Source organism: Natrinema sp. CGMCC1.2065, assembly GCF_051225675.1.
GTDB lineage: Archaea > Halobacteriota > Halobacteria > Halobacteriales > Natrialbaceae > Natrinema > Natrinema thermotolerans.
Genome location: NZ_JBPJSJ010000013.1, coordinates 39,944 through 65,815 on the forward strand (window position 1 = coordinate 39,944; position 25,872 = coordinate 65,815).

At 67.7% G+C, this 25,872-nt stretch carries 23 protein-coding genes; 18 read left to right on the forward strand and 5 right to left on the reverse strand.

The genetic code is table 11. The features are described from left to right. Positions 1 to 3: 3 nt before the first annotated feature. On the reverse strand, positions 4 to 429 hold the full coding sequence (locus ACSBP4_RS13725; RefSeq protein WP_211249077.1) for a hypothetical protein: 426 nt from the start codon (positions 427 to 429) through the stop codon (positions 4 to 6). A gap of 251 nt (positions 430 to 680) precedes the next feature. Here ACSBP4_RS13725 and ACSBP4_RS13730 point away from each other — a divergent pair, with 251 nt between their 5' ends. The 18 genes from ACSBP4_RS13730 (at position 681) to ACSBP4_RS13815 (ending at position 21,479) form a co-directional block, all read left to right on the forward strand. Next, complete coding sequence (locus tag ACSBP4_RS13730) at positions 681 to 2,507, forward strand: cytochrome D1 domain-containing protein (RefSeq protein WP_049964323.1); 1,827 nt, start codon at positions 681 to 683, stop codon at positions 2,505 to 2,507. Between the two features lie 26 nt (positions 2,508 to 2,533). Then, entirely contained in the window at positions 2,534 to 3,676 is a 1,143-nt protein-coding gene (locus ACSBP4_RS13735) for a hypothetical protein (RefSeq protein ID WP_049964324.1), read from the forward strand. Then, positions 3,673 to 4,806, forward strand: coding sequence for a hypothetical protein (locus ACSBP4_RS13740; protein WP_435552537.1), 1,134 nt, complete (start codon positions 3,673 to 3,675; stop codon positions 4,804 to 4,806). Before ACSBP4_RS13735 ends, ACSBP4_RS13740 begins: the two co-directional genes overlap by 4 nt. Further along, positions 4,803 to 6,023: a radical SAM protein gene (locus tag ACSBP4_RS13745; protein WP_435552538.1), complete on the forward strand. Its 1,221-nt coding sequence runs from the start codon at positions 4,803 to 4,805 to the stop codon at positions 6,021 to 6,023. Before ACSBP4_RS13740 ends, ACSBP4_RS13745 begins: the two co-directional genes overlap by 4 nt. A 4-nt stretch (positions 6,024 to 6,027) precedes the next feature. Then, positions 6,028 to 7,323 carry a glutamyl-tRNA reductase gene (gene hemA, locus ACSBP4_RS13750; RefSeq protein WP_435552539.1) on the forward strand — a complete coding sequence of 432 codons (1,296 nt, stop codon included), beginning with the start codon at positions 6,028 to 6,030 and terminating at the stop codon, positions 7,321 to 7,323. 230 nt (positions 7,324 to 7,553) lie between these two features. Next, positions 7,554 to 10,715, forward strand: coding sequence for a molybdopterin-containing oxidoreductase family protein (locus ACSBP4_RS13755; protein WP_435552540.1), 3,162 nt, complete (start codon positions 7,554 to 7,556; stop codon positions 10,713 to 10,715). Continuing rightward, a complete protein-coding gene (locus ACSBP4_RS13760) occupies positions 10,715 to 11,896 on the forward strand; it encodes a 4Fe-4S dicluster domain-containing protein (RefSeq protein WP_006648828.1) in 1,182 nt (393 codons plus the stop codon). The genes ACSBP4_RS13755 and ACSBP4_RS13760 overlap by 1 nt, the downstream gene beginning before the upstream one ends. A gap of 4 nt (positions 11,897 to 11,900) precedes the next feature. After that, a complete protein-coding gene (locus tag ACSBP4_RS13765; RefSeq protein WP_049964328.1) occupies positions 11,901 to 12,602 on the forward strand; it encodes a TorD/DmsD family molecular chaperone in 702 nt (233 codons plus the stop codon). Continuing rightward, positions 12,599 to 13,630, forward strand: a complete 1,032-nt coding sequence (locus tag ACSBP4_RS13770; protein WP_435552541.1) for an ethylbenzene dehydrogenase-related protein — start codon at positions 12,599 to 12,601, stop codon at positions 13,628 to 13,630. The genes ACSBP4_RS13765 and ACSBP4_RS13770 overlap by 4 nt, the downstream gene beginning before the upstream one ends. Continuing rightward, complete coding sequence (locus ACSBP4_RS13775; RefSeq protein ID WP_435552542.1) at positions 13,627 to 14,511, forward strand: HEAT repeat domain-containing protein; 885 nt, start codon at positions 13,627 to 13,629, stop codon at positions 14,509 to 14,511. The genes ACSBP4_RS13770 and ACSBP4_RS13775 overlap by 4 nt, the downstream gene beginning before the upstream one ends. Continuing rightward, on the forward strand, positions 14,508 to 15,158 hold the full coding sequence (locus ACSBP4_RS13780) for a hypothetical protein (protein ID WP_049964331.1): 651 nt from the start codon (positions 14,508 to 14,510) through the stop codon (positions 15,156 to 15,158). The genes ACSBP4_RS13775 and ACSBP4_RS13780 overlap by 4 nt, the downstream gene beginning before the upstream one ends. A 1-nt stretch (position 15,159) precedes the next feature. After that, complete coding sequence (locus tag ACSBP4_RS13785; protein ID WP_435552543.1) at positions 15,160 to 16,431, forward strand: P-loop NTPase; 1,272 nt, start codon at positions 15,160 to 15,162, stop codon at positions 16,429 to 16,431. Between the two features lie 66 nt (positions 16,432 to 16,497). After that, positions 16,498 to 17,049 (forward strand): molybdopterin-guanine dinucleotide biosynthesis protein B, encoded by a 552-nt coding sequence (mobB, locus tag ACSBP4_RS13790; RefSeq protein ID WP_435552544.1) that lies wholly within the window; start codon positions 16,498 to 16,500, stop codon positions 17,047 to 17,049. Positions 17,050 to 17,212: 163 nt separating this feature from the next. Next, positions 17,213 to 18,163, forward strand: coding sequence for an extracellular solute-binding protein (locus ACSBP4_RS13795; protein ID WP_435552545.1), 951 nt, complete (start codon positions 17,213 to 17,215; stop codon positions 18,161 to 18,163). Positions 18,164 to 18,189: 26 nt separating this feature from the next. Continuing rightward, positions 18,190 to 19,092, forward strand: a complete 903-nt coding sequence (locus ACSBP4_RS13800) for an ABC transporter permease (RefSeq protein ID WP_435552573.1) — start codon at positions 18,190 to 18,192, stop codon at positions 19,090 to 19,092. A gap of 133 nt (positions 19,093 to 19,225) precedes the next feature. Further along, entirely contained in the window at positions 19,226 to 19,894 is a 669-nt protein-coding gene (locus ACSBP4_RS13805; RefSeq protein WP_435552546.1) for a helix-turn-helix domain-containing protein, read from the forward strand. A 179-nt stretch (positions 19,895 to 20,073) separates the two neighbouring features. After that, complete coding sequence (locus ACSBP4_RS13810) at positions 20,074 to 20,835, forward strand: enoyl-CoA hydratase/isomerase family protein (protein ID WP_435552547.1); 762 nt, start codon at positions 20,074 to 20,076, stop codon at positions 20,833 to 20,835. Between the two features lie 101 nt (positions 20,836 to 20,936). Then, complete coding sequence (locus tag ACSBP4_RS13815; RefSeq protein WP_049964338.1) at positions 20,937 to 21,479, forward strand: hypothetical protein; 543 nt, start codon at positions 20,937 to 20,939, stop codon at positions 21,477 to 21,479. A gap of 175 nt (positions 21,480 to 21,654) precedes the next feature. Here the strand turns inward: ACSBP4_RS13815 and ACSBP4_RS13820 are convergent, their stop codons facing one another. The 4 genes from ACSBP4_RS13820 to pyrB form a co-directional block, all read right to left on the reverse strand. Beyond that, entirely contained in the window at positions 21,655 to 22,932 is a 1,278-nt protein-coding gene (locus tag ACSBP4_RS13820) for a hypothetical protein (protein ID WP_435552548.1), read from the reverse strand. 292 nt (positions 22,933 to 23,224) lie between these two features. Then, entirely contained in the window at positions 23,225 to 24,067 is an 843-nt protein-coding gene (locus tag ACSBP4_RS13825) for a hypothetical protein (protein ID WP_049964340.1), read from the reverse strand. Positions 24,068 to 24,312: 245 nt separating this feature from the next. Then, positions 24,313 to 24,801 (reverse strand): aspartate carbamoyltransferase regulatory subunit, encoded by a 489-nt coding sequence (gene pyrI, locus ACSBP4_RS13830; RefSeq protein ID WP_006648842.1) that lies wholly within the window; start codon positions 24,799 to 24,801, stop codon positions 24,313 to 24,315. Then, entirely contained in the window at positions 24,794 to 25,738 is a 945-nt protein-coding gene (gene pyrB / locus ACSBP4_RS13835) for an aspartate carbamoyltransferase (protein WP_006648843.1), read from the reverse strand. Before pyrB ends, pyrI begins: the two co-directional genes overlap by 8 nt. Positions 25,739 to 25,872: the final 134 nt, after the last annotated feature.

Genomic DNA, 25,872 nt, shown 5'->3' on the forward strand with positions numbered 1-25,872 from the left:
GTCTCACTCGGTCGCGTCGGACGGATCAGGCGCGGGTTCGTCGGCCATCGCCCGGAGATGCTCGAGCAGGAGGCCGAACCCGTCCGGTTTGATCCAGGTGGTGACGGCACCCTCGTCCTCGAGTTCGGTGAGGAGTCGGTCCTCGTCGCGGACCGGCACCGAGAACTCGACGGGCTGGTCGAACCGATCGTCGTTGCCCTCGATCAGGCGCTGTGCCTCCGCGAGTTCCCGTCGGACGTACTCGTAGGCGTGCATCGACTCGGTGTCGTCGCCGACGACGAACCGGCGGGTTCGCCCGTCGTCCAGCCGGAGTCTGACGACGCCCGACTCGATCCGGCCGTCCGCGAGGTACTCGGTCAGGACGTCCTCGAAGAAGTCGGTGGTCATTCGATCGCCGCGGGGTTTCGACTCGGAACTGTCAGACGTCATGGTCTCAACTATCTATTACCTTATAAATGGCTGTACCGACGAATCCTACGGGCTGGGAACCGAAATCGAACGCTACCGATCAAAATGGAGTTTAGAGGGCGTAAGGAGCAGGTTTTCGCCGGCAGTTCGACATGCTTTCACGACTGAAAAAACCCGCTACGAACATCTTCCCGTGACCTCTCGCGAACTCGAAACGTTGCTGCCGGGTTATAGGTGTGGGTCCCAGACGTTCGACCGGAGAGGTGCCCAGTATGTCACGATCCGAGTCACCGGCCGAGTCGGTTGCGGAACACGAGGAACGAATCAAGCGTCACTTGAGCGCTTCGAGGGAGATCGCGGAGACCCTGGAGTTCGATGACGACCTCAGTTTCGAAATGGGGTTGCCCAGTCCGGGCCGCCGGACGTTCATCAAGACCAGCGGCGTCGTCGCGGCGTCGGCTGCGCTGGCGGGCTGTGCCGGCGACGATGACGATGACGATGACTCGTCGGACGACGGGGAGTCCGACGGAGAGACGCCGTCGGCCGAGCGGAGCGAAACCGTCCAGTTGGCCGCCAAGCAATACGAGTTCGATCCCCAGGAGATCCGGGTCCCACCGAACACGGAACTCACGATCGAGTTCACGCAGTCGACCTTCGAGGAGAACGAGGACTTCGCGATGCACACGTTCTACCTCGAGGACCCCTACGACGTCGGGCCGGTCGAACTGCCCGAGAGTACGGACGACGAAGTCATCGATTCGGTAACGTTCGTGACCGACGAGGAGGGGACCTTCGACTTCGAGTGTTCGGTCTACTGCGGGGACGGCCACGCCCAGATGAACGGGCAGCTGTACGTCGTCCCCGAGGGTGAGTCCGTCGACGAGGTGGACTTTACCGACATGGAGACGCTGACGGAGCGCCACGAAATCCTCAAAGAGGAGAGCGAACTGGCCCAGGAGCCCAGCCACGACCTCGACCTGCGCGATATCATGGTCGTCACCGAGCGCAACAACGGCTCGGTCGCGATGATCGATACGGTCAACGACGAGTTCATGGAGCGGGTCGAGAACGTCGGGAAGGCGATCCACGTCCACGACTTCCACCCCGACCTGCCGGAGCAAACGCGCGAGGGCGCGTACGTCTACACCCAATCTAGACAGGGTGAGATGTACAAGATCGATCTGTTCGATTTCGAGCGGGTCGCCGTCGCCGACGCCGGGACGGACGCCCGGGACATCGCCGTCTCTCGGGACGGGGACTACGTGATCGGCGGGTTCTACAACCCGAACCATCTGGTCATCTGTGACGCCGAGACGATGGAGCCGATCAAGCGGATCCCGACCCACACCGTCAACCCGGACGGTGAGAGTCTGGGGAGCCGCGTCTGCTCGCTGTACGACGTCCCCGAGGAGGGACTCTTCCTCGCGGGGCTGAAAGAGGGCGGCGAGGTGTGGCTCATCGACTACACGCAAGACGAGTTCCCGGTCGTCGCGACCATCGAGTGCGGGCGTACCCTCCACGACGGCTTCTTCACGGAGGACGGTCGCTACTTCATGATCGCCTCGCAGACGGACAACCAGATGGACATCATCGACACGCAAGAACGGAGCCACGTCGCCGCGATCCCGATGGACGGGGTTCCCCACCCCGGCCCGGGCGCACTGTATCCCGACGAAGACCTCGCCTTTACCACCCACGCCGGTGCGCCGAGCGTCGGCGTCTGGAACACCGAAACCTGGGAAACGGAGGAGATGATCGACGTCAGGGGCTCCGGGCTGTTCATCCGGAAACACGAGAACAGCGACTACGTCTGGGCCGACGTCATCCTCACCGACAGCGAGGACGACGCCTACGTCTATACCATCGATCCCGAGACCCTCGAGGTCGATCAGGAGATCGACTGTAGCCAGTGGGGTGCCGCGGCCGCGATCCACCCCGAGTTCAGCCGCGACGGCGAGAAGGTCTACATTAGCGTCTGGCAGGGCGAGAACGAATCGATCCTCGTGTTCGATCCGAACACGGGCGAGCTGCTGACCCAGATCGAGGGCCTGCTGGCACCGACCGGCAAGTTCCTCGGCGTCCGCGCGGAGGGGCACTGACTGCGATCGACCGTTCCCACAGGCACATGTCCGATACCAGTAACGCGACCCCGCGAACGCGGACGGACCGACGACCGGCGGGACCGCTCGCACTCGTCAAGCACCTCCGCGGGGAGGGGCTGACGGTGATCGACGCGGCTACCCACGAGCCGCTCGGCCGGATCGGCGACGGCCGCCAGCCACACGCGCTGGCCGTCCGTCCCGGCGGCCGCTGGGCGTACGTCCCCTACATGGGGTCGAACGCGCTCGAGATCCTCGATTGCTGGACGCTCTCCGTCGCGGATCGCGTCGACGCGGTCGGGACTGCGCCCGTGGGAGCGGTGCTGAGTCGGACGGGACGGTACCTGTTCGTCAGTACCTACGGCGGGCTCCCGGGCGACGACCGCCCGGGGCTGGCCGTCTTTCGGACGGCGGGCGAGCGGATCGAACCGGTCGCCGAACTCCCGATCGGGAAGGCGGCCGGCCTCGCCGTCGACGCCGACAACGACGTGTGGGTCGCGCTGCGAGACGACGACGAATTGCTCCGGATCGGCGCAACGCCCCCGTTCGATGTCCTGGATCGGTTCGCGGTCGGTGCCGGGCCACAGGACCTGGCCCACGAACCGACCCGGGGATTGCTTGGCGTGAACAACGCCGACGGGGACAGCGTGACCGTCGTCGACACGCTCGAGGCGACGGTCCTCGGGACGGTCCCGGCCCCGAACCCGAGGGGCGGGACCGCCGTCCCGGGCAGCGACCGCTGGGTCGTCGGAGACACGGAGGACGACGGCCTCACGGTCGTCGACCTCGAGTCGGTCCGCCGCGGCGAGACCGATGCGACAGCCACGGATCGCGTCTCGCTGGGAACGCCCACGGCCTTTCCCGACGTTACCCCCGACGGCTCCTTGCTCGCCGTCGACGCGTACGACGACGACCGCGTCGCGTTCCTCGACCCCGCGAGCCTGGACGTCATCGCGCGCGTCGAGACCGGGTCGACGCCGCGTCACCCGCGATTCAGCGCGGACGGCCGGGTCTGTTACGTCCCCAGCGTCGACGCCGACACCGTGACCGTCGTCGACGTCGACGGCGTTCGAGCCGGCGACTCCAACCCGATCGCGGCGACCATCGACGTGCCCGACGGGGCGGCCCCTGCGGGCTGTTTTCGTACCGATAGAGGGAGCTACCAATGACACCAGACACCGACACCGCGAGCGCCCGCTCGTCCGGTGTGCCGACGATCGTCAAAAACGCCGCCAGCAGCCACTTCAGCGCGGTCGATCTCGCCGCTGGCGAGGTCGTCGCGGACCTCGGCGAGGGTCGATACCCGCACACGGCGCTGTTTCACCCGACCGAGCCGGTCGCCTACCTGTTGTACATCGCCAGCGCCCACCTCGAGGTGGTCGATCTCGAGGCGCTCGAAACGGTCCAGCGGATCGAGCGGCTCGGGACGATGCCCGTCGGGAGCGCGCTCGGGCCGGCCGGCGACGTGCTGTTCGTCGGGACCGCAGTCGACCTGCCGGCGTCGTCGGATCCCGGCGTCCTCGCGTTCGCGATCGGCGAGGACGGCCGGCTCGACCCCGCGGGAACGCGCCCGCTCTCGCGGAGTTCCGGGATGCGAATCGGGCCGGACGATCGGCTCTACGTGGGCCAGAAGACGGAAAACGAGATCGCCGTCCTCGGTGCCGATCCCGGGCTCGACCTCGAGGCCGAGATTCCGGTCGGCGCGGAGCCACACGACCTGTACGTCCTCGCGGACGACGGGCTGGTGGTCGCCAACCACGCCGGCGGATCGTCGGCGTCGTTCGTCGATGCGACCGCTACGACCGTCCGCTGTACCGCCGAGACGGGAGTGAACCCCCACGGGTTCGCCGTCGCCGACGGGCCGGACTACCGGTACGGCCTGTTCCCGGCCCGCGAGGACGACCGCGTCGCCGTCGTCGACCTCGAGGCGGTCGCGGCCGGCGACGACTCGCCGACCGAACGGCTGCTCGAGGTCGGGACGACGACCGGCTTCGCCGCGACGACGCCGGACGGTCGCTACGCCGTCGTCGACTCCTACGAGGAACCGTTCGTGACGATGCTGGACCTGACCGATCTCACCGTCGCCGGCCGCGTGGAAGTCGGTGGCGAACCGCTCCACGTCGTCTTCGGACCCGACGGCGAGGAGTGTTACGTCGGGAACATGGAACGGACCGATCTCGCAGTACTCGACACGCGGCCGCTGGCCGACGATCGGCCGACGGACGTTACCGTCGGCCGCCGGATCGACGGACTCGGCGCGAAACCGAGCGGCATCTTCCGCCCGGAGGTGGACCAATGATCGATCTCACACGACTCATCAGAGGACTCGACAACCGACCGGAACAGATCCGATACGAGAAGCGCCACGCGAGCGACGCGCTCGTTCCGCTGGTCGTCTGGAACACGACCCCCGCCTGTAACCTACAGTGCAAGCACTGCTACTTCGGGGCCTGCGACGAGCGCGACAGCGAGGAACTGTCGACGGCCGAGGCCAAATCGTTCATCGACTCGCTGGCCGCGGTGAACGTCCCGGTACTCGTGTTCAGCGGCGGCGAGCCGTTCTTCCGGGACGATATCGCCGAACTGACCCGATACGCGTCCGAGCAGGGGATTCGGCCGATCGCCTCGAGCAACGGGACCTTCCTCACCGAGGAGCGCGCACAAGCGGTCGCCGACGCGGGGATGCAGTACGTCGGCGTCTCGCTTGACGGCGTCGGGGCGACCAACGACGAGTTCCGCGGCGTCGACGGCGCGTTCGAGCGGGCCCGGAACGGGCTCCGCAACGCTCGCGACGCCGGGATGGGGACCGGCATCCGGTGTACGATGACCGAGGGGACTGTCGACGACGTCCCCGACGTGATCGACCTCGCCGTCGAGGAGGGGATCGACCGGGTGAACGTCTTTCACCTGATCTACTCCGGGCGCGGCGGTGACATCACCGACGCCGACCTGTCGTTCGAACGCACGCGGGCGGTCGTCGATGCCCTCTACGAGCGCACCAAAGCCCTCGCCGACACCCATCCCGACATGCAGATCCTGACCGCCGGCAACTACGCCGACGCGGTCTATCTCTACCACCGGATTCGGGAGGACATGCCGGCCCACGCGGACCGGGCTCGAAAACTCCTGTTCGACGACGGCCCCGGTCGTGTGGTCAAAAACGGCGACGCGGGCCCCAAGGTCGTCAACGTCGACCACCGCGGGGACGTCCATCCGAGCATGTTCCTCTCGCAGTACACGCTCGGGAACGTCCGCGAGCGCCGACTCGACGAGATCCTCGCCGACAGCGACCTCTGGGACGAACTGGCCGAACCGACCGACAACCTGAAGGGGAAATGCGGCCGCTGTCCGTGGAAGGAGGTCTGTGGCGGGAACTCCCGAGCCCGCGCCGCGGCGGTCCACGACGACCTCTGGGCCGAGGATCCCCGGTGTTATCTCACCGAGGCCGAGTACAGCACCGACGAACTGCCGACCGATCACGCGCCACCGGTCGACGCGACCGCAGCGCTCGAGTAGGTCCATGTACGCCCCCGATTCAGCGCCCCCGGACGCGCGGACCGAGCCCGAGCCGTCGCCGGTCGCGGCGGTGCCGAAGAGCGTCCGCCGACTCGCGTGTTACCGGCTCGACCACGAGAGCCGCTCGACCGGAGAACTGGGCGCGGTCGCTCCGGACGACCCAGTCGCCGCCGCCCGGCGGATCGCGGCCCACGACCGCGTCACCGAGGCGGTCGTCCTCTCGACGTGCAACCGCGTCGAGGCGTATCTCAGCACGCGGACGCCCGCCGACCGGGACGCGGGGCTCGAGGCCGCACGCGAGGCACTGGGCGATCCCGACGGCGCACGGACCGAGACCGGACTCGCAGTCGTCGAACACCTGTTCCGGGTCGCCTGCGGCCTCGAGAGCGCCGTCGTCGGTGAGGCACACGTCCTCGGCCAACTCCGGCGGACGTTCGATGCGGCGCTCGAGGCGGACCTCGCCGGCGGCGTGGTGACTCGGGCAGCGGACGCGGCCGTCTCGGTGGGGCGGCGCTGCCGCGACGAGACCGACATCGACGAGGGAACGGTCGGCTACGGGAGCGCGACCTGCGAGGCCATCGCCGAGGCGGGCGGGGTCCCGGACCGACTCGTCGTCGTCGGTGCCGGCGAGATGGCGACCGAAGTGGCCAGCGCCGCCGGCCACCGCTGGGGCTGCCGCGTCGACGCCGTCAACCGCTCGGCCGCGTCCCAGCTCCCGACCGAGGATGGTCGGTACTGGCCGCTCGAGGCCCTCGAAGCCGCACTTTCCGACGCCGACGCGATCGTAACGGCGACGGGCGCGCCGGACCCGGTGGTAACGCTCGAGGCAATACAGGGGGTCGCGTCCGAGACGCCGGTCGTGGACCTGGCGACCCCGCCGGACGTCGCCAAACCCGTCCGCCGATCGGCCGTGCCGGTCGTGTCCCTCGACGCGATCCAGCGCCGGATCGCGGCCGCCGTCGCGGGACGGCGGGCGGCGGTGCCGGCGGTCGAGGACGCGATCACTGACGCGGTCGCAGCCTTCGTCGATCGGGAACGCGAGAACCGCGCCGAGGACACGCTTCGCGAACTCCACCGGACGGCGGCCGCGATCCGCGAGAGCGAACTCGAGCGGGCCCGTGACCGGCTCGCGAGCGGGGCCGACGCCGAGGCGGTCCTCGAGGACTTCGCGAGCGCACTGACCGGATCGCTGCTTGGCACGCCGACCGAGCGCCTCCGGGCGGCCGCCCGCGACGGCGACGACGCGGTCATCGAGGCCACCCATCGGTTGTTCGACCTCGACTGCGAGGGGTCGGAGTGACTGCGGGTGCTGGTGCCCGCGGCAGCGTCGGTTCGCGGCCGCCGGTTACCGCGGGCGGGTCGTCGGAAGGGTGGGCCACGCATTCTCGCCCCCACTTGAAGACCCCTCATTAGCGGGATTCTGGCGGTAGCGTCCCCAACGCGTGGGAACAGGCGGACCGGGTTAAAGAATCGAGTAGCAACGCCGTCATGTATGCTATCGAAACGCTCCGCCACACGAGGTGGTCGACGATGAGTCTCTCGCGTCGCGATTTCCTGGCGGCTGCCGGGACGGGGACGGTCGGTGCCCTGCTCGGCTCCGCGTGGGGAGCGACCCAATCCGTCGACACCATCACACAGGTCGACAACCCGCTCAAGGCCTATCCCAACCGTGACTGGGAGGAGGTCTACCACGACATCTACGAGTACGATTCGGTCGATTGGACCGTCTGCCACCCCAACTGTACGCAGTCGTGTGCCCTGAACTTCTACATGAAAAACGGGGTCCCGATCAGGGCCGAACAGATCTATCACGAGGAGGAGGGCAGCCCCGGTCCGGGCGGCCCCGGCGGCTACGAGGAGGCGGGGGTCACCCGCCACTGGAACCCGCGCGGTTGCATGAAGGGGCTGACGCTGCACCGCCGGACGTTCGAGCCCAGCCGGATCAAGTATCCCATGGTCCGCAAGGGGTGGAGTCCCGACGATCCCAACCCCGAGGGTCGCGGCGAGGACGAGTTCGAGCGCGTCTCCTGGGACGAAGCGATCGACCTGATCGCCGAGAAGATGGCGAGTCTGGAAGACGAGAAGCGGTTCCACATCTTCAACGCGATCAAGTCCGACGGGCTGATCACCCGCCACGGGGCCGGCCGGCGGCTGGCCTCGATCTTCGGCGGCTGTGAGTGGACCGAGTACGACTGGTACGCCGACCTCCCGCCGGGTCACGTCATCACGACGGGCTATCAGACCAGCGACGCCGACGCGTCGGCCTGGCGGGCCGCCGACTACACGATCATGCAGGGGAAGAACCTGATCCACAACAAGCTCGCGGACAACCACTTCTTACAGGAGACCCGCGAGCGCGGCGGCAAGATGGTCGGCGTCTACCCCGACTACTCGCCGACGGTCCAGAAGTGCGACCGCTGGCTCCCCGTCCGCCCGGGCAGCGACCCCGCCTTTGCCCTGGGCGTGGCCCACGTCATCATCGACGAGGAACTCTACGACGAGGAGTTCATGCGGAAGTTCACGACCCTGCCGCTGTTGATCCGGCAGGACGACGGGAAGTACCTCCGCGCCCACGAGGTCTTCGAGGACCACGAGCCGCCCGCCGAGGACAGCGAGCAACGCCACGAGGAAAACGACTGGGGCGACTTCGTCGCCCTCGACGAGAACGGCGATCCCGTCCCCGTCACCCGCGAGGAGGTCGGCGAGGAGACGCCCGCGACCCCGCAGCTCGAGGTCGACACCGACCTCGAGCTGGCAAACGGCGAGTCGGTCGGCGTCCACACCGACTTCGTCCGCCAGAAGTCGAACATCCTCGAGAACTACGATCCGGAGACGGTCGAGGAGATCACGACGATCCCGGCCGACGGGCTCCGGACGACCGCCCGCGAGTTCGCCGACGCCGAGAAGGCCCAGTGGTTCACCGGTGAGGGGATCAACCACTGGTTCCACTCCAACGACTCGCTCCAGCGGACGATCTTTTTCATCCAGTCGATGCTTGGCAACATCGGCGAGCGCGGGGCCGGCTACTACAACTACTCCGGCCAGTACAAGATCGAGCTGCTGGACGGCTACCCCGAGTACGTCAACCCCGACGGCAACGCGGCCCACGGGATGTATCCCGGCTACGCGTTCGCGTTCTTCGGGGGCGAACAGCTCGACGCCCACGAGATCCGCGGGGACTTCGACCGCGAACTCGACCTCGTCCCACAGGGCGACGCCGAGGAGCCGGTGATGCCGACGAACGCGGAGTCGTACACGATGTCGAAGCCGACGGTCCTGTGGACGATGAACTGCAACCTCCTGAACCAGACCAAACATCAGGAGCACGTCATCGAGAACTTCGTCAAACATCCGGACACGAGCAACGAGCTCTCGATCGTCTCGGACATGCACATGACCTACTCCGCGCGCCACGCGGACATCGTACTCCCAGTCCCCTCCTGGCTCGAGTGTGAGTATCCGGACATCACGGTCGGGCCGGAGAACCCCTTCATCCACATGGACCACGGGGTCATGGACCCGCTCTACGACACGAAACAGGACGGCGAGGCCGTCGCGATGGTCGCGGAGAAGTTAGACGAGAAGATCCCGCCCGAAGAGCGCAACGTCGACTCCTACCGGGCGTACTTCGAGAAGTTCCTCGACGACGACAAGGACGTCCGCGACTACATCCAGGAGACGCTGGACGCGGGGATGACGACCCGCGACATCGACGTCGAGGACATCGAGGACGGCCCCGAACGCCTCCAGCTGAAGACGTATCCGCGGATCCCCTTCTACTCCCAGATCAACGAGGACCGGCCGTTCTACACCAAGACCGGCCGGATGGAGTTCCACAAGGAGGAGGACCGGTTCCTCGAACTGGGCCGGGCCGACCTCGACCACATCGAGAGCCCCGAGGGGACGCCCTACGGGGTGAACAAGAAGTGGGACGAGGCCAAAGACGAGGAGAACCCGCTGTATCACGACGAGGAGTACCAGTTCTACTACAACACGCCCCACCCGAAGTACCGGACCCACTCCTCGTGGGGGATGACCGACTGGAACCTGATCTGGTCGTCGCGTGACTTCGGCTCGACGAACGCCGATCCCGAGGGGACCGAGCGGCTAGTTGATAACTTCTCGTTCCCGCAGGGCGAGGGCGAGACCGAGGAGACCCCGCCGCTTGGCGAGGCGTTCGTCGAGATGCACCCCGAGGACGCCGCGGACATCGACGTCGAGAACGGCGACTACGTCCGGATCACCGGCAAGCGCGGCGACCTCGTCGTGCGCGTGATGGTCAGCGAGCGCCAGCGCCCCCGCTCGGCCGGCGACATGGGCCAGCTGACCATCTGGCACGGCTGGTGGCCCCAGCACTTCCCCGACGACGAGGAGCAAGGCGACGGCGTCAAGGGATACAACGTGACGACCAATATCTGGCTCGACCCGGCCCAGGAGACCGACGACCTCGTCCACAAGTCCGTCTTCGGCGATCCGAACATCTCCGAACACGTCGAGGACGACATCGTCTGGAAGGGGGCTGAACTCGAGCATGGCTACGAGGAGACCGTCTGGGCACCGACGGGAACGAACCGCGACGACCTCGTGGAAGTCGAGAAATACGAGGAGGCGGACTGGTGGCCCGGCGACGCGCGGAAGGACGAACTGTTCCAGGACTACGTGAGCGGATCGCTGCAGGGAGGTGACAGCTGATGCCGGAGACCTACAACCCACAACTCGGCCGCGAGCACAGCTACCCCTACGAACACCGCGAAGAGGAACGCGACTGGCACTGGGGGATGATCATCAACATCAACCGGTGTATCAACTGCAACACCTGCTCCTTTGCCTGCAAGTCCACCTGGACGAGCGGGGAGGGCGAGGAGTACATGTGGTGGATGAACGTCGAGACCGAGCCCTACGGCGGCTACCCGATGGGGTGGGACATGCGCCTGCTCGACGACTTAGGCGAGAACGAGACCATCTTCGAAGCCGCCGAGGACGGCGAGGCGGCCAAGGGCTACATCGCCCAGAAGGAAGAATGGGAGTACCCCGCCCTGGGCGACGACCAGGTCCACGGCGAGTACCCCACCGGCGACGTCGTCGAGAGCGACCTCGAGGAAGACGAGTACCACGACATGTGGCAGTTCTACCTGCCGCGGCTCTGTAACCACTGCAAGAACCCCGCCTGTCTGGCTGCGTGTCCGCGCAAGGCGATCTACAAGCGCGAGGAGGACGGGATCGTCCTGCTCGACCAGGAGCGGTGTCGGGGCTACCGCAAGTGCGTGAAGTCCTGTCCGTACCACAAGCCGATGTACAACCCCGAGACGGGCGTCTCGGAGAAGCCGGTCGGCTGTTTCCCCCGTATCGAGGAGGGCAACGTCCCCCGCTGTGTCTCCTCGTGTATCGGGAAGACGCGCCTGCACGGCAACATCAACCGCGGTCCCGACGCCGGCCACCCAGGCGGAAACACGTCGGCGGCGGCCGGCCGGAGCCCGGTCAACTACCTCGCGAAGAGCGACGAGAAGATCGCGCTCCCGCTGTACCCGCAGTTCGGGACCCGGCCGCAGGTGTTCTACATGCCGCCCTACCACGTGCCGCCGGAGTTCCTCACCCAGATGTTCACGCCCAACACCGAGGACAAGCAAAACGAGTGGCCAGGCAGCACCTTCGAAGAGTCGGTCAAGATCGTCCAGGATCGGGTCCGCAACCCGAGCCACCACACCCTCGGCATCCTCCAACTGTTCGGCGCGACCACCCGCCTCATCGAGACCTACACCGTCAAAGAACACCGCGTGAAGGGGTGGGACCGCAAGGGGAACAAGGTCGTCGACATCCCCTTCGAGGAGGAGATGGAGGTCCGCGAGGGCGAGATGTGGACTAACCAGCCATAGACCAATGACACCGAACGACACACCCGATTCCGAGTACCACGCCGCGCGGGCCACCCTCTACTGTGGCGCTGCCGCGGCGTTTACCTATCCGAGCGAGGAGACAGTCAGCGAACTACTCGATCCCGCGGCCCGCGAGGGGATCGAACGCGCCGCCGAGACCGTCGGCGTCACCGAGGAGGCGATCACGCTGCTCGAGGCCCTCGAGGAAACGGGCCTCGAGGACTTGCAGGTGGCCTACAACAACCTGTTCGGCCTCCCGAGCGACGACGGCACGTACGCGGTGATCCCCTACGAAGCCCACTACACGACCCGCGACGAGATCAGCAGCGAGCAGCGCCGGATCGCGACCGTCGTCGGGCTGCTGGAGGAGTTCGGCCTCGAACCCAGCGACGACTTCGCCGAGCGACAGGACCACGTCGCCGCCGAACTCGAGTTAGCGCAAGTTCTGGCCGGCCAGCGAGCGGTGGCGCTCGAGTCGGACGAGCCGGTCGCGGCCGAGCGGGTCGCGAAGGCCGAGGCGACGGTGCTTGCCGATCACCTCGTCGAGTTCGTCCCGGCGCTGGCACATGACCTGCGGCAGGCGACCGACGAGGACGCCTACGTCGCCGCGGCGGACCTCGTCGAGGAGCTGGTGACCTACGACAACGGGCAACATCCCGAGCCGACCGTCTCGGCGGAGGCGGCGAGCGGAGGTGAGGCTCCGTGAGCGACCGCACCGATATCGGGCCGATCTCGATCGAACACGACGCTGCACGCGGCGCGACGAAGCTGGCCGCGGTCGTGCTGTGTCTCGTGCTGGTCGTTCAGGTCGCGGTCGTCGCGGTCCTGACGATCGGCCCGCAGCCGATGGACTCGGTGGACTCGGTGCCCGCGGAGCCCGACGCCGACGCGTGGGACGATGCTGACACCGAGACGTTGTCGCTCGACGCCCAGCAGATGGCGACCCCCTACGGCGGCGGGAGCATCGACGAAGTAGACGTCCAGGCCGTCACGAACGACACGCACGTCGCCTTCCGTCTGGAGTGGGAGGACCCGACCGAGGACACCGAGATCAACGAGCCCAACGCCTACAGCGACGCCGCGGCGGTCATGCTCCGCAGCGGGAGCGAGCCGCCGATCGTCATGGGCGCGAACGGCGACCCGGTCAACATCTGGTACTGGCGCTCGAGCTGGCAGTTCTCGGAGTCCGATCCGGGCGGCGACATGTACGCGTATCCGCATCCGGACGACCGGACGAAGCCGGGACAGGCGGCGGGGAACCCGCTCTCGCAGTCGAGCTACACCCGATACGGGCAAAACTACTACGCGACCGGGTACGGCTCGCTGACCCACGCGGAGACCCAGCCCGTCTCGGCCAACGGCGAGCGGACCGACGACGGCTGGGCGGTCGTGTTCCAGCGCGAACACGACGCCAGCGGTGAGTACGACGCCGAGTTTGAGGACAGTGAACAGATGTATCTCACCTACGCCGTCTGGAACGGCAGCGCGGATGAGGCGAACGGCCAGAAGTCGCTGTCGTACCAGTATCTGACGCTGGATACCGACGACGGCACGCTCAGTGCGGCCGACGACGAGAGCGACGACGGCGACACCGACGCGAGCGACGGCGGTGCGGTGGCCAGCGTGACCGAGACGGCCGGCTGGCTTGCCAGTTCCGCGACTAACTGGCCCGCCGTGACGCTGCTCGCGACGGTCGCCGCGTGGCTCGTCAGCTACTGGAGGCTCCGAGAATGACCGACTACGCGAACCGAAGTGCCCGCGGCCGGGCACCCGACGACGACGAGGCAACGCTTCGAAACCGGCTCGAGTCCGATCGGGAACGCGATCGCCGACGCGGGGCGCTCGGGCTGGTCGATCCGGCCGCCGACGGCGGGCTGGCACCGGCGACCATCGGAGCGCTGGCCGAGCGGGCGACCGGCGACAGCTCCGAGGACGTCCGACAGTTCGCCGTCGAAGCCCTCGGGTTGGCCGCCAGTTCGGGCGACGCCGAGCCGGCCCGCGAGGCGATCCGGGCGGCGCTTTCCGACGACCACGAGTGGGTTCGCTCCGAGGCCGTCGTAGCACAGTCGCGGGCCGAACCCGGCAACGAAGAGCCGCTTCGGACGGCCCTCGAGGACGACAGCGGCTGGGTACGGCGCAACGCCGTCATCGCCCTCTCGAAGACCGGGGCGGCCTCCCAGGAGCTGTTGATCGAACGGATCAAGAACGATCCCCACTCCGGCGTCCGGGAGTACGCGGCCGACTACCTCCGGGAGTACGCCGACGAGATCGAAGACGCGGTCCGGATCCTCGCGGCCGTCCTGGCCCGCGATCCGGAGGCGTTCGTCCGCGCCAAGGCCGCGACCAGCCTCGGGGATCTCGGCACCGACCGCGCCGAGGCAGTCCTCGAGCGCCACGGACTGAACGACCGCAGCGACGACGTCCGTCGGTCGGCAAAGCGGGCGCTCGCGACGGCCCGCGGCGTCGACCCCGACCAGATCGATGCCGGACTCGAGGACGGCGCCGCGCCCGGCGGCGGGCCGGGCTCCCGACGGGAGCAACAGGGCCCCGGCCCGGGTCGGGGACCGGCCGGCTCGATCGACGGCCTGACACAGGGACAGCGTGATCGACGATGACCTACGAACTCGACAGCACACCCACGGGCGAGGAACCGCACGCGACCACCGACTCGGAGTCGGCCCACGATGACGACGGCTGTACGACCGACGGCAGCGCCGCCGGCGGTCTCGAGGAGTCACTCGGCGTGACGATCCCCGACGACCACGTCGGCGCGTTCGTCGCGCAGGCGTTCGAAGACGTCGAGCGCTCGACCGAGTGGGAGGAAGCGATCGATTCCGTCGTCGCCGACGAGGCCCGCGACGCCTGGAACCGACTCGAGCCGCGGAAACAGGTGATCGAGCTGTTGAAGATGGCCGATCAGTTCGATCGGAAAGCCACCGCGCTGCTCGAGGAGATCCCGCTGGATCGGGGTGGCCTCGACGACGACCTGCGTGAGCAGTTCGACGACGCAAAGCGGCTCCGTCGCAACGCCGACGTCGTCCGGGACGGCATCGCGGCGGGCTACGCGGAGGGCCGAGTGAGCGACGACGAGTTGGTCGACGCCGTCGAGACCTTCGAGTTCGATACGGCGGCGATCGCCGAGCGCGAGGACGCGTTGGACGACGTCGCGAACGCGTACAACCTCGATTTCCGCCCCTACGGCGGGACTCTGATGAACGAGCGCGACCCCGACGACGACGCAGAAGAGTTCGAGGCCTGGTAACATGGCAAAAGACGATATCGTTCCCGACGAGGTACCGACCGACGACCTCGCGGCCCGCGTCCGCGAGGGGCTGCGCGCCGTCGACGACCCGGATCTGGGGACCGACGTCCTCGAGTCCGGGCTGGTGATCGACGTCTCGGCCGAGGGCGGGGCCGTCCGGATCGCCGCCGATCTCGCGGGGTTCGACGAGCCGACGGCCGAGGACGTGACCGAGGCAATGCGCCGGCGGGCGCTGTCGACGCCCGGTGTCGAGCGGGCGACCGTCGAGGGTGAGTCGACTGGCGCGGCAGACGACGACATCAACGGCGCGGCCGGCGTCGACACCGTGATCGCCGTCGCCAGCGCCAAGGGCGGCGTCGGCAAGACGACGGTCTCGACCCAGCTCGCCCGGGCACTGGCCGCCGATCCCGACCGCGACGTCGGGATCTTCGACGCCGACCTCTACGGGCCGAACGTCCCGGAACTACTGGACCTCGAGGGGCCGGTGTCAGCCAACGCGGACGGCGACGCCGAGCCGATCGAGGCCGGTGACCTCACCGCGATGAGCGTCGGGCTGATCGCCAACGACGAGCCGCTGGCCTGGCGGGGCGCGATGGCCCACGAGGCCGTCAGCGAACTGTTCGAGGACACCGCGTGGGGAGACCTCGATACGCTCGTGATCGACCTCCCGCCGGGGACCGGCGACATCGTCCTGACGGCGCTGCAGTCGCTGCCGATCGACGGCGCAGTGCTTGTGAGTACCCCACATCCGACGAGCGTCGGCGACACGTCCCGCAGCGCCACGCTGTTCGAGGAGAACGGCGTCCCGCTGCTGGGTACGGTCGTCAACATGCGCGGGTTCAGCTGCGAGTGCGGCCGCGAACACGACCTCTTCCCAGAGACCGACATCGAGGCCGAACTCGATCAACCCGTCCTCTGTGAGTTTCCCTTCGACGAGCGCGTTCGGGACTTCGACGACGTGCCGCCGGAGGCCCGCGAGTTGGCTGGGGCCGTCGACGAGCGACTCGAGGCGGTCGGTGACCTCTCGGTGCCCGACCACGCACTGGACCTGCGCGGGCTGCCAAAGCGGATCCGCCACGAGCAGGCCACCGAGGAGTTCCGCGCGACCGAGCCGGGCGAGACGTTCTACCTGATCAACGACCACGACCCGTCGCCGCTCGCCAACGAACTCGTCTCGGCGGTCGACCGGGAGGGCGCGCCCGGCGACGCCTTCGCGGAGTATCAGGTCCGCAGGCAGGCACCCGACGAGTGGGTGATGGCCGTCGCCCGGTAGCCGAGTCTGGCGTCGCTTCGGCGGCGGTCCGAACGGGGCTTGTACCCACGTCCGAAACGAACTCGTATGAATCAGGACTCGAGACTACGGGTCGTCTGTCTGGCGGGCCCGAGCGACGCGGGGAAGACCTCGCTCGTCGAGCGACTGGTCCCGCGACTGGCCGCTGACGACCGCGTCGCGACGGTCAAGTCGATCCACCACGACATCGAGGTCGACACGCCCGGCACGGACACCCATCGCCACCGGAGCGCCGGTGCCGAAACCGTCGTCGGGGTCACGCCCGAACTCACCTTCGACATCACGGCCCGCGGGAAGCGGAACCCGCCCGAGCCGACCGTCGACGAACCGCTGCTCGAGACCGACGACCCCGAACTGCGGGCGCTCTCGCGGACCCTCGAGCGCCTCGCCGGTCGGGGCTACGACACCGTGATCGTGGAGGGCTTCGCCGACGCATCGGTCCCGACGATCCTCGTCGGCGATCGCGACCCGGAAGCGGTCGGCGGGACCGTCATCGGTCGCGGCGACGACCCGATCGACGACCTCCTCGAGTCGATCCGCTCGCTCGAGGGGCACACAGTACCGGCGGGCGGCGGACGAACGGACGAGTCGACGGACTGACCGGGAGACGGCGGTCGGCTCGCCGACTCGATTGGGACGGACAGAGTCGGCGGGTTCGTAGTCGCCGTCCGCCCCGCCGGCATCGCGTAACCATATTCAATTGCTTTCCCACGGAATAGGAATGGAAACCAGTTTTCTTTGTACGGCCGTTCGAAGGGAACGCATGCGCAGTCACGACGGCAACGGGACGGACCCGACGAGCCGTCGGGAGCTACTCGCTACGGCCGGCGGCCTGACGGCGGGACTGGTCGGGACGGCGGGCTGTCTCGGTGCCACCGACGAGGTCCGCGTCCTCGCCGCCGGCAGCCTGGCCAGCGCGTTCGAGAACGGGGTCGGTCCGGCCTTCGAGTCCGACGCCGAGTTCGGCTACGCGGGCGAGTACTACGGGACCAACGCCGTGTTGCGACTGGTCGTTGATGGAACGAAGCACCCCGACGTCGTGATCGGGGCCGACGCCGCCCTCCTCCGGGATCGGCTCTATCCCGATCACGCCGACTGGGACGTGACGTTCGCGGCCAACGAAGTCGTCATCGCGTACGCCCCGGAGACCGCGCTGGGCGAGCGCCTCGCGGCCGGCGAGCCGTGGTACGACGTCTTCGCCGACGCTGACGAGGGCGAGATCGCGATCAGCGACCCCGACGTCGACCCGCTTGGCTACCGGGCGCTGCTCCTGTTCGAACTCGCCGAGCGCGAACACGGCCTCGAGGGGTTCCGGACGGCGATGGCCGACCGCGTCGCCCACGTCGCCGACGAACCCAGACTGCTCGCCGGACTCGAGAACGGCGACCGGGCCTGTGTCGTCGCCTACCGCAACATGGCGGTCGAGCGCGACGCGGCCGTGCGGCGGCTGGATGACGCCTACAACTTCGGGAGCCGCGCGAACGCCGACCGGTACGCGCGGGCGAGTTACACCACCGAACGCGGCCACACCGTCACGGGGTCGCCCGTCGTCTACAACGCGACGATCCCGGCCGATGCCGACGATCCGGACGCCGGTCGGGCGTTCGTCTCCTTCCTGCTCGAAAACGAGGGCCTGCTGACCGATCACGGGCTGCGGGTGGATGATGCCATCCCCCAGTTCCACGGCGATCCACCGGAGGAGATCGCGCCGTGACCCCCCCGAACCGCGAGCCCGAACAGGTGTCGGGCCCCGATCGCAGTCACGAGGACACCTCGGACCGCGGGCCCGAGCGCGCGTCGGACGCCGACCGCGAGCGCCGGACCGCCTCGAGCGGCGGCCGCGGCTGGTTCGGCGTCGATCGACCGTGGACTCCCGGCGGACTGGCAGTCCCCGCGTTGCTCGGGACGGTGTTGCTCGCGTACTTCGTCGTCCCCTTCGCGGCCTTTCTGTTCCGGAGCCGGCGAGTCGACGTCGTCGCCGGGCTCGCCGATCCCGCGGTCCGCGATGCGATCGCGACGTCGCTGCTGACGGCACCGGTCTCGACGGCCGTCGCGACCGCCTTCGGCGTGCCGCTGGCCTACGTCCTCTCGCGGGCCTCGTTCCGCGGGAAGCGACTGGTCGAGGCGCTGGTCCTGTTGCCGCTGGTCGTCCCGCCGATCGTCGGCGGTGTCATGCTGTTGACCGTCGTCGGCCGTTACACGCCGATCGGGGCCGCGGCGGCGGCGATCGGAGTGCCACTGACCGGCAGCGCCGCCGGCGTCGTCCTCGCCCAGACGTTCGTCGCCGCGCCGTTTCTGGTCGTCACCGCCCGTGCCGGCTTCGACGGGGTCGACCCCCGCCTCGAGGAGGCCTCGCGGACGATGGGCTACGGCCGACTGCGGACGATACGGCTGGTCTCGCTGCCGCTTGCCCGCAACGCCATCGCCGCCGGGATCGTCCTGACGTTCGTCCGGGCGATCGGCGAGTTCGGCGCGACGATGATGGTCGCGTACACGCCGCGGACGATGCCGACCCGGATCCGCGTCGCCTTCATCGCTCGCGGGATCGACGCCATCGTCCCGATCGCGATCGCCTTGCTCGCGATCGCCGTGGTCGTCGTCGTGGCCGTTCAGTTGCTGGTCGGCACCCCTCGTCGGGGCTGATCGGCGGCGGTGGCGGCGCTCTCGACGAATCCGAACGAAAACAAATCAGATCGCGTGTCATTCGCTCTAACCGCTTCTAAGTGCTTTGGAAGTGCGGTTATGGACATCGTCGCTGTACGGAGAAACGAGACTCATGACATCCATCGCAGACATCGAGATCCCGGCCGACGGCACCGGAACCGGTCAACTGTTCGAGGCCGTCCCCTCCCTGACGTGTGAGATGGAGCGGGTAATCGCCTCGAGCGGCCACGGACTCTGGCTGTCGGGGCCGTCCCAGTCCGAGATCGAAGCGGCGCTCGACGAGGCCGACGCGATCGGAACGTACTCCCAGATCAGCAGCGACGAGGACCGCTGGCTCTACGACATCGAGTTCGAGCCGGACACGGTCGACCCCTTCGAGATCGTCCTCGAGGAGGGGGGGACCGTCCTGAGCGCCTCGGCCTCGGACGGCACGTGGCTGCTCAGCATTCGCGTCGTCGACCGCGAGAGCGTGAGTTCGCTCTATGACCGACTCGACGACAACGACGTGACGCCGACGATCGTTCGCCTGTTCGACCTCGCGGAGGAGAGTCACTCCCAGTGTGGCCTGACGGCTCGCCAGTACGAAACGTTGGTCGCGGCCATCGATCACGGCTACTTCGAGATTCCCCGCGAGGTCTCGATGCAGGAGCTCTCCGAAGAACTCGGTATCTCCCACCAAGCACTGTCCGAACGGCTACGCCGGGCCTACCGCGCGCTCGTCACCGCCGAACTCAACGTGACCGAGGAAGACGCCGCCGCGCCGCCGATCCCTACGAACTGATTCCACTCCGACCGCGTCGTCCCGTGACGGCCGACTCGATGTTTTCAACCGCCAGCAGCAGCGAGATCGCGGTTCGAGTGGCGACCTCGAGCGCGCGACCACCGATCCGTGCGCCTCGAGCGACGCTACACGACCGCGAACCGCCCACAGTTACTATCCGGGGGGCCCATGTGTGACGCATGCGAATCACTGACGATGACGGCGTGTTGCGACTCACGTTCGACCGACCGGACGCGCTCAACGCGATCACCGGAGAGGCGGCCGTCGAACTGGCCGACGCGATCGAGGACGCGACCCCCGCGGAGTACGACGCGATCGTCCTCACGGGCGCGGGCGATGCGTTCAGTGCCGGCGGCGACCTCGAGATGCTGGCGGAGACGCCCGACACCTCACAGGACGCCTACGAGGAAGTCACCGCGAGCTTCGGCCGCGCCGTCGAGGCGATGCTCGAGTGTCGAGTGCCGATCGTCGCGAAGGTAAACGGCGACGCGATCGGTGCCGGGCTCTCGCTCGTCGCCGTCTCCGACATCGCCTACGCGGCCGAGGACGCGACCTTCTCCTGTGCGTTCGTCAGAGTCGGGCTCGTCCCCGACACCGGTGGCACGGTCATGCTGCCCCACATCGTCGGCCTGCGGGCGGCCAAGGAACTGGCCTTCACCGGCGAGTTCTTCGACGCCGAGCGAGCGGCCGACCTCGAACTGGTCAACGAGACGGTGCCCGCCGACGAACTGGACGCTCGCGTCGCCGACACCGTCGACGCGCTCGCGGCCGGCCCGACGGAGACGATCGGACTGATGAAACAGGCCATGCACGAGAACCTCGGGCGCTCCTGGGACGACGCGCTGGACTACGAGAACCTGCTCCAGTCCCAGGCCCGGACGTCCGAGGCCCACGAGGAGGGCGTCGCCGCCCTTCTCGAGGACAGGGAGCCGGAGTTCTAACCCGCCCGAAGGCGGCTGCGGACCGGTTCCGTGCCTCGAACTGACCGCAAGCACCCGCAAGCACCACGGCCTTGCGCGAACCGACCGTCAACCGAACCGCAATGTCCCCACAGTTTACCGACGACGACGTCGGCAAGGACGTCGTCAACGATGCGGGCGACGAGGTCGGCATGGTCGTCGACGTCGACCACGGCACGGCCCACGTCGAACCCGACCCCGGCATCACGGACTCGATCAAGGCGGCGCTCGGTTGGACCGACAGCGGCGAGGATACCTACCCGCTGCAGGAAGCCGCGGTCGGTCACGTTACCGACGACGCGATCCACCTCGAGGGCGACCGCTCGAGCGGTCGCTCGGCCGGGACGGGCGGCACCACCGACACGGATCCCGACGTCGGGATGACGGATACCGGAACGGGCGATGCCGACACGGACACCGGGACAGGTGAAACCGAACCCCACTCGAGAACCGGTGGTTCCGGGACGGAGAGCGACCGCGGCATCGATCGGGACGAGGACGACATCAGCGGGGCCGACGACGAAGGGGCGGTCCGTCGCGACGAGGACGACCCGCTCATGGACGACGATGACGATGACGGGCTGATCGACGACGACGATGACGACCGCACCAGCAGCACCCGCTAATATCGGTCCGCGTTCCGCCCGCCCACGAAGCCGGCCGTCTATCGGACGGTAATGACGACGAGCGTTTTCTCTTCAGTCGTTCGACAGCGTCGCTCTCGAGTATGACTCACCACTGCCGGGTGCCCGCGGCCGTTCCGCGAGCCACGAGCCGCGAGTTCTCACGCCGGCGGGGAACTCACTCCTCTTCCGGCGGCTCGTCGGTAGCCGCCCGCTCGGTCGGCGGCCGGGGCTGGTCGGGCGGCACGTCCGTGTCCGCCATCCCGCGTCGCTCCGACGACCGATCCGGTTCGGTCCCCTCGCCGCGATCGATACCGCCCTGCTCACGCTCGCCCCGATCGGTGTCGGCCCGTCGTGCGTACTGATCCCGAATCCGACCCTGCTCGGTCCGTCCCGGTCCCGGCCCCGACTGTCCGCCCTCCGTCGGTCGGTCGCCCGCTCGAGCGGCGTGTGATCGATCGCCGCCCGCCATCGACTCGCCGGACTGGCCGTGTCCCCGCTGTGAGTCGGCCGTCGGTCGTCGCTGCGGTTCTCGCGGCTGTCCCTGCGGTCCCCGGTCGGTCCCGGTCGACGACCGACCCCGCTGGGACTCCTGTGGGTCCCCGGTTTCGCCCCCCTGTGGCCGCCCCTCGGTCACTCGAGAGCCCTCCGACGGCGACGGATTCGGCGCGGCCGACAGGGGCCGCTGCTGGTACTCGGCCGTCCCCGTCGATTCGCCGCCGTATTCCTGTGGCGTGACCCATTCCCCGGTCTCGGGATATGCCTCGCCGGGTCGGGCGGACTGCTGGGGCCACTGTGACTGGGAGCGACCGCTTGAGGCTTGCCGGCCGCGTTGCTGTTGGTTCGATTGCTGTCCGGCCATCGACTGGAACGGGCGTTGCTGGCCGCTCATGGGCTGTTGGGGCGACCGTTGCCCGCCGGTGGGCTGCCGGTCGGTCGGCGGTCGGTTGCCTCCCATCGACCGGTGCTGGCCGGTCGATTGGCGTCCGCCCATCGACTGCTGACTCGGCTGTGGCTGCTCGCCTATCGACTGGTTGGTCGGCCGCTGGCGTCGCTCCATCGTCCCGCCGCGTTCGCCGCCTCCCTGCTGGCCCTGATACGCCTGCCCGCTCGAGTACCCCGTGCCGGCGACGCCGGGGGTTCCGGGATGGGTGACCGCCCGGGTTCCCGCTTCCATCGCGTCTTCCATCTCCGGCACGATCGCCTCCATTCCCTCGAGATAGCGCTCCATCATCGAGGCGGTGAACTGCGGCCCCGGCGCGCTCTCGAACATCGACTGGGTCATCTCCATCCCCTGTCGCTGGGCGCTTTCACCCCACTCGAGGGCACTCAGTGTCATCTCCGCCATGTTCCGCTGGAGGTCGATCAACCGCTCCATGGTCTGTTGACTCCGTTCGATCGTCGACTCCGCCATCCGCTCCCTATCCGTGGATTGCTGGCTCTGGTGGTCTCTCATCGTATGCACCTGAGGACGCGGTTACCGTCGGCGCTCCTCGGTCACGGGAGAGCGCGACCGAGACGCAGATAAAGACCGGCGTCGGTTCCGATCCGAAGCCCGACCCCAATCGCTCGTAACTCCGAAAACCGGGCGACCGGCGACGCGAGCGCGAACAACCGGCAGACGACCGGGAGACGATACCGGTGAGACGTAATCACTCACAACGTCGCTGGACGGACGCGTAATCGTCTGTTGGAGCGGAGAAGTAGGAGCTGCGACGGGAACCGCCGGACTCGAGCGGAGTCGCCGGTTACGCGTCCGGATCGCCGGGTTCGCCGTGGGTCACGCCCTCACGTTCGTCGGCCTGCATCCGGCGCAACGCGGCGCGGCCCTTGCTCGCGTCGTAGCCGAAGAAGACTCCCTCGGCGTACTCCTCGGCGACCTCGAGAGCGTGAATCAGGTTCTCGACGTCGACGTTTACGGCGTACAACTCGATATTAAAGGGCGTCTCGAGGGCGCTCTCGAACCCCTTCGCGATCGTCTCGAGCCAGTAGGTCGTCCCGTAGGCGGTGTCGTACAGCGGGACGACGAACTCGTCGACGTGTTCGGCGACGGCCTCGAGGTCGATGCCGGCGCGCTCGTAGAGGTGGCCGGGATAGGGATCGGGATACAGCGTCATGTAGACGGTCCCGGGGATGCGGTCGGCGGCTTCGGCGACGAAATCCGTGATGACGCTCGCCCGCCAGTCCATGCGGTCGTCGTACTCGCTTTCGGCGAATGCCTGCTCGCAGACGCCACACCGGCAGTATTCCGCGCGGGGAAAGCCGATGTCGTCGAGGCGGACGTCCTCGTTTTCGGCGACGCAGTCGTCGATGACCTCGAACAGGCCCTGCCGGTAGTCCTTACGGGAGGGACAGATATACGCCCAGTCGAAATAGGACCGTTCGCGGTCGGCCGGCCGACCCATGTCGTCGACGGGGACCAGCGACGGGTCGGCGTCGGCGGCGGCGTTGTCGCCGAAACACGAGACCATGTTCACCCCGTCTTCGATCGGTTCGGCGGACCGGCCGGTCACGTCCTTGACTTCGTAGAAGCCGCGGTCGAACTCCGGCCACCGTACTTCCTCGGCGTTACGGGTGACGACGCCGTACATACCTCAGTGTCCGGCCCCGCACCCGTAAGCCGTTCGGAATCGAGCGCTATTCTTCGGTCGGTTCGTAGTCGACTTCGACCTCCGAGGAGCCGCCGAAGGCGACCTTGTAGAGGACGGCGATGACGAACAGGGCGAGTACGACTTTGACGGTACGTGACATGTACGGGGGAGAATACGCCCGGCGAATACTTAGGTATTCTGGATAGTGATCCGGACGTGAAAATCCGACGCCGAGCGGGCGGCGGTTACGTCTCGATCAGCGAGGCGATTTCCTCGCGGACGATCGTCTCGCAGTACGAACAGCGGACGCCGTCCTCGAGGACGGTAAACCGTGAGGTGACGGGCTCGTCGCCGGTCGTAATACAGCCGGCGTTGGGACACGAGAGGACACCTTCGACGACGTCGGGGCGTTCGACGCGGTGTTTCTCGACGACATCGTAGTCGCGGACGATGTTGATCGTCGCGTCGGGCGCGATCAGCGAGAGAACGTCGACCTCGTCCTGACTGAGTTCGCGACCCTCGACCTTGACGATGTCCTTGCGTGCGAACCGGTTGGAGGGAACGTTCATCCCGACCGAGACCTCCTCACCGTTGGTCCCGTCGATGCCGAGTATCGCGAGGACGTTTAGTGCCTGTCCGCCACGGACGTGATCGATGACGGTCCCGTCACGGATCTTGCTGACCCGCAGTTCGTGGTCGTCGTTGCCGTCGTGGTGGTCGTGATCGTCACTCATCGGTCTCACCTCGAATCCCCCGGTCGTCGCTCAACAACAGGTCCAACAGCGCCATTCGGACCGGGACGCCGTTGTGCGCCTGGTCGAAGTAGGCCGCGTAGTCGGTGTCGTCGATCTCCGGGGCGATCTCGTCGACCCGCGGCAGCGGATGCATCACGGTCAGGTCGTCGCTTGCGGCCTCAAGGGTCTCGGCGTCGATCTGGTACTCGCCGGCGACCTTCTGGTACTCGTTCTCGTCGGGGAACCGCTCGCGTTGGATCCGGGTCACGTAGAGGACGTCCAGCGAGGGCAGGACCCCCTCGAGCGACTCGTGTTCTTTGATCCCCGTTCCGTCCTGTCGCTGGTGGAGGTCGTAGACGACCTCGCGGGGCAACTGCAGACTCTCCGGACTGATGAAGTGTTGCTGGGTCTCGAAGTTCGTCAGCGCGTGGGCCAGCGAGTGGACGGTCCGGCCGTATTTGAGATCGCCCATGATGCCGATCGTCAGGTCGTCCAGGCCGGCGTTTTCCCGGATGGTGTAGAGATCGAGCATCGTCTGGGTCGGGTGATGACCCGCGCCGTCGCCCGCGTTCAGCAGCGGCACGTCGACGAACTCGCTGGCCATCGTCGCCGCCCCCTGCTTGGGATGACGCAGAACCAGGGCGTCGGTATAGCCCTCGATGACACGGACGGTGTCGGCCAGCGTCTCCCCTTTCTTCACGCTCGAGGATTCGACCGAACCCATGTCGACGACGTCGCCCCCGAGCCGTTTCATCGCGGTCTCGAAGCTCATCTTCGTCCGCGTACTCGGCTCGAAAAAGAGCAATCCGAGCAGCGTGTTCGCGTGGCGATCGGCGACCGCCGACGGGTCGGCGTCGATCTCGGCCGCGCGGTCGAGTACCGTCTCGATGTCCGGCCGCGAGAGTTGTTTGCTCGTGATGAGGTGATCGTGGCGCATTCGTTGTCGTTTGCGTACGCTCTCGGGACTACCTTGAATCCCGCCATTTGTCGTCGATAGCGATCGACGACTCGGCCGCAGGCGGTAGCCGCTCGATTCTGAACACGGGTGGCTCGCCAGTCGAGCCTGACCCG

Coding starts and splice junctions, on each gene's coding strand:
- hemA (WP_435552539.1), top strand. CDS start 6,028: ATGTACGCCCCCGATTCAGCGCCCCCGGACGCGCGGACCGAGCCCGAG.
- ACSBP4_RS13760 (WP_006648828.1), top strand. CDS start 10,715: ATGCCGGAGACCTACAACCCACAACTCGGCCGCGAGCACAGCTACCCC.
- ACSBP4_RS13805 (WP_435552546.1), top strand. CDS start 19,226: ATGACATCCATCGCAGACATCGAGATCCCGGCCGACGGCACCGGAACC.
- ACSBP4_RS13745 (WP_435552538.1), top strand. CDS start 4,803: ATGATCGATCTCACACGACTCATCAGAGGACTCGACAACCGACCGGAA.
- pyrI (WP_006648842.1), bottom strand. CDS start 24,801: ATGAGTGACGATCACGACCACCACGACGGCAACGACGACCACGAACTG.
- mobB (WP_435552544.1), top strand. CDS start 16,498: ATGAATCAGGACTCGAGACTACGGGTCGTCTGTCTGGCGGGCCCGAGC.
- ACSBP4_RS13755 (WP_435552540.1), top strand. CDS start 7,554: ATGAGTCTCTCGCGTCGCGATTTCCTGGCGGCTGCCGGGACGGGGACG.
- ACSBP4_RS13775 (WP_435552542.1), top strand. CDS start 13,627: ATGACCGACTACGCGAACCGAAGTGCCCGCGGCCGGGCACCCGACGAC.
- pyrB (WP_006648843.1), bottom strand. CDS start 25,738: ATGCGCCACGATCACCTCATCACGAGCAAACAACTCTCGCGGCCGGAC.
- ACSBP4_RS13810 (WP_435552547.1), top strand. CDS start 20,074: ATGCGAATCACTGACGATGACGGCGTGTTGCGACTCACGTTCGACCGA.
- ACSBP4_RS13795 (WP_435552545.1), top strand. CDS start 17,213: ATGCGCAGTCACGACGGCAACGGGACGGACCCGACGAGCCGTCGGGAG.
- ACSBP4_RS13780 (WP_049964331.1), top strand. CDS start 14,508: ATGACCTACGAACTCGACAGCACACCCACGGGCGAGGAACCGCACGCG.
- ACSBP4_RS13765 (WP_049964328.1), top strand. CDS start 11,901: ATGACACCGAACGACACACCCGATTCCGAGTACCACGCCGCGCGGGCC.
- ACSBP4_RS13735 (WP_049964324.1), top strand. CDS start 2,534: ATGTCCGATACCAGTAACGCGACCCCGCGAACGCGGACGGACCGACGA.
- ACSBP4_RS13740 (WP_435552537.1), top strand. CDS start 3,673: ATGACACCAGACACCGACACCGCGAGCGCCCGCTCGTCCGGTGTGCCG.
- ACSBP4_RS13815 (WP_049964338.1), top strand. CDS start 20,937: ATGTCCCCACAGTTTACCGACGACGACGTCGGCAAGGACGTCGTCAAC.
- ACSBP4_RS13820 (WP_435552548.1), bottom strand. CDS start 22,932: ATGAGAGACCACCAGAGCCAGCAATCCACGGATAGGGAGCGGATGGCG.
- ACSBP4_RS13730 (WP_049964323.1), top strand. CDS start 681: ATGTCACGATCCGAGTCACCGGCCGAGTCGGTTGCGGAACACGAGGAA.
- ACSBP4_RS13785 (WP_435552543.1), top strand. CDS start 15,160: ATGGCAAAAGACGATATCGTTCCCGACGAGGTACCGACCGACGACCTC.
- ACSBP4_RS13725 (WP_211249077.1), bottom strand. CDS start 429: ATGACGTCTGACAGTTCCGAGTCGAAACCCCGCGGCGATCGAATGACC.
- ACSBP4_RS13825 (WP_049964340.1), bottom strand. CDS start 24,067: ATGTACGGCGTCGTCACCCGTAACGCCGAGGAAGTACGGTGGCCGGAG.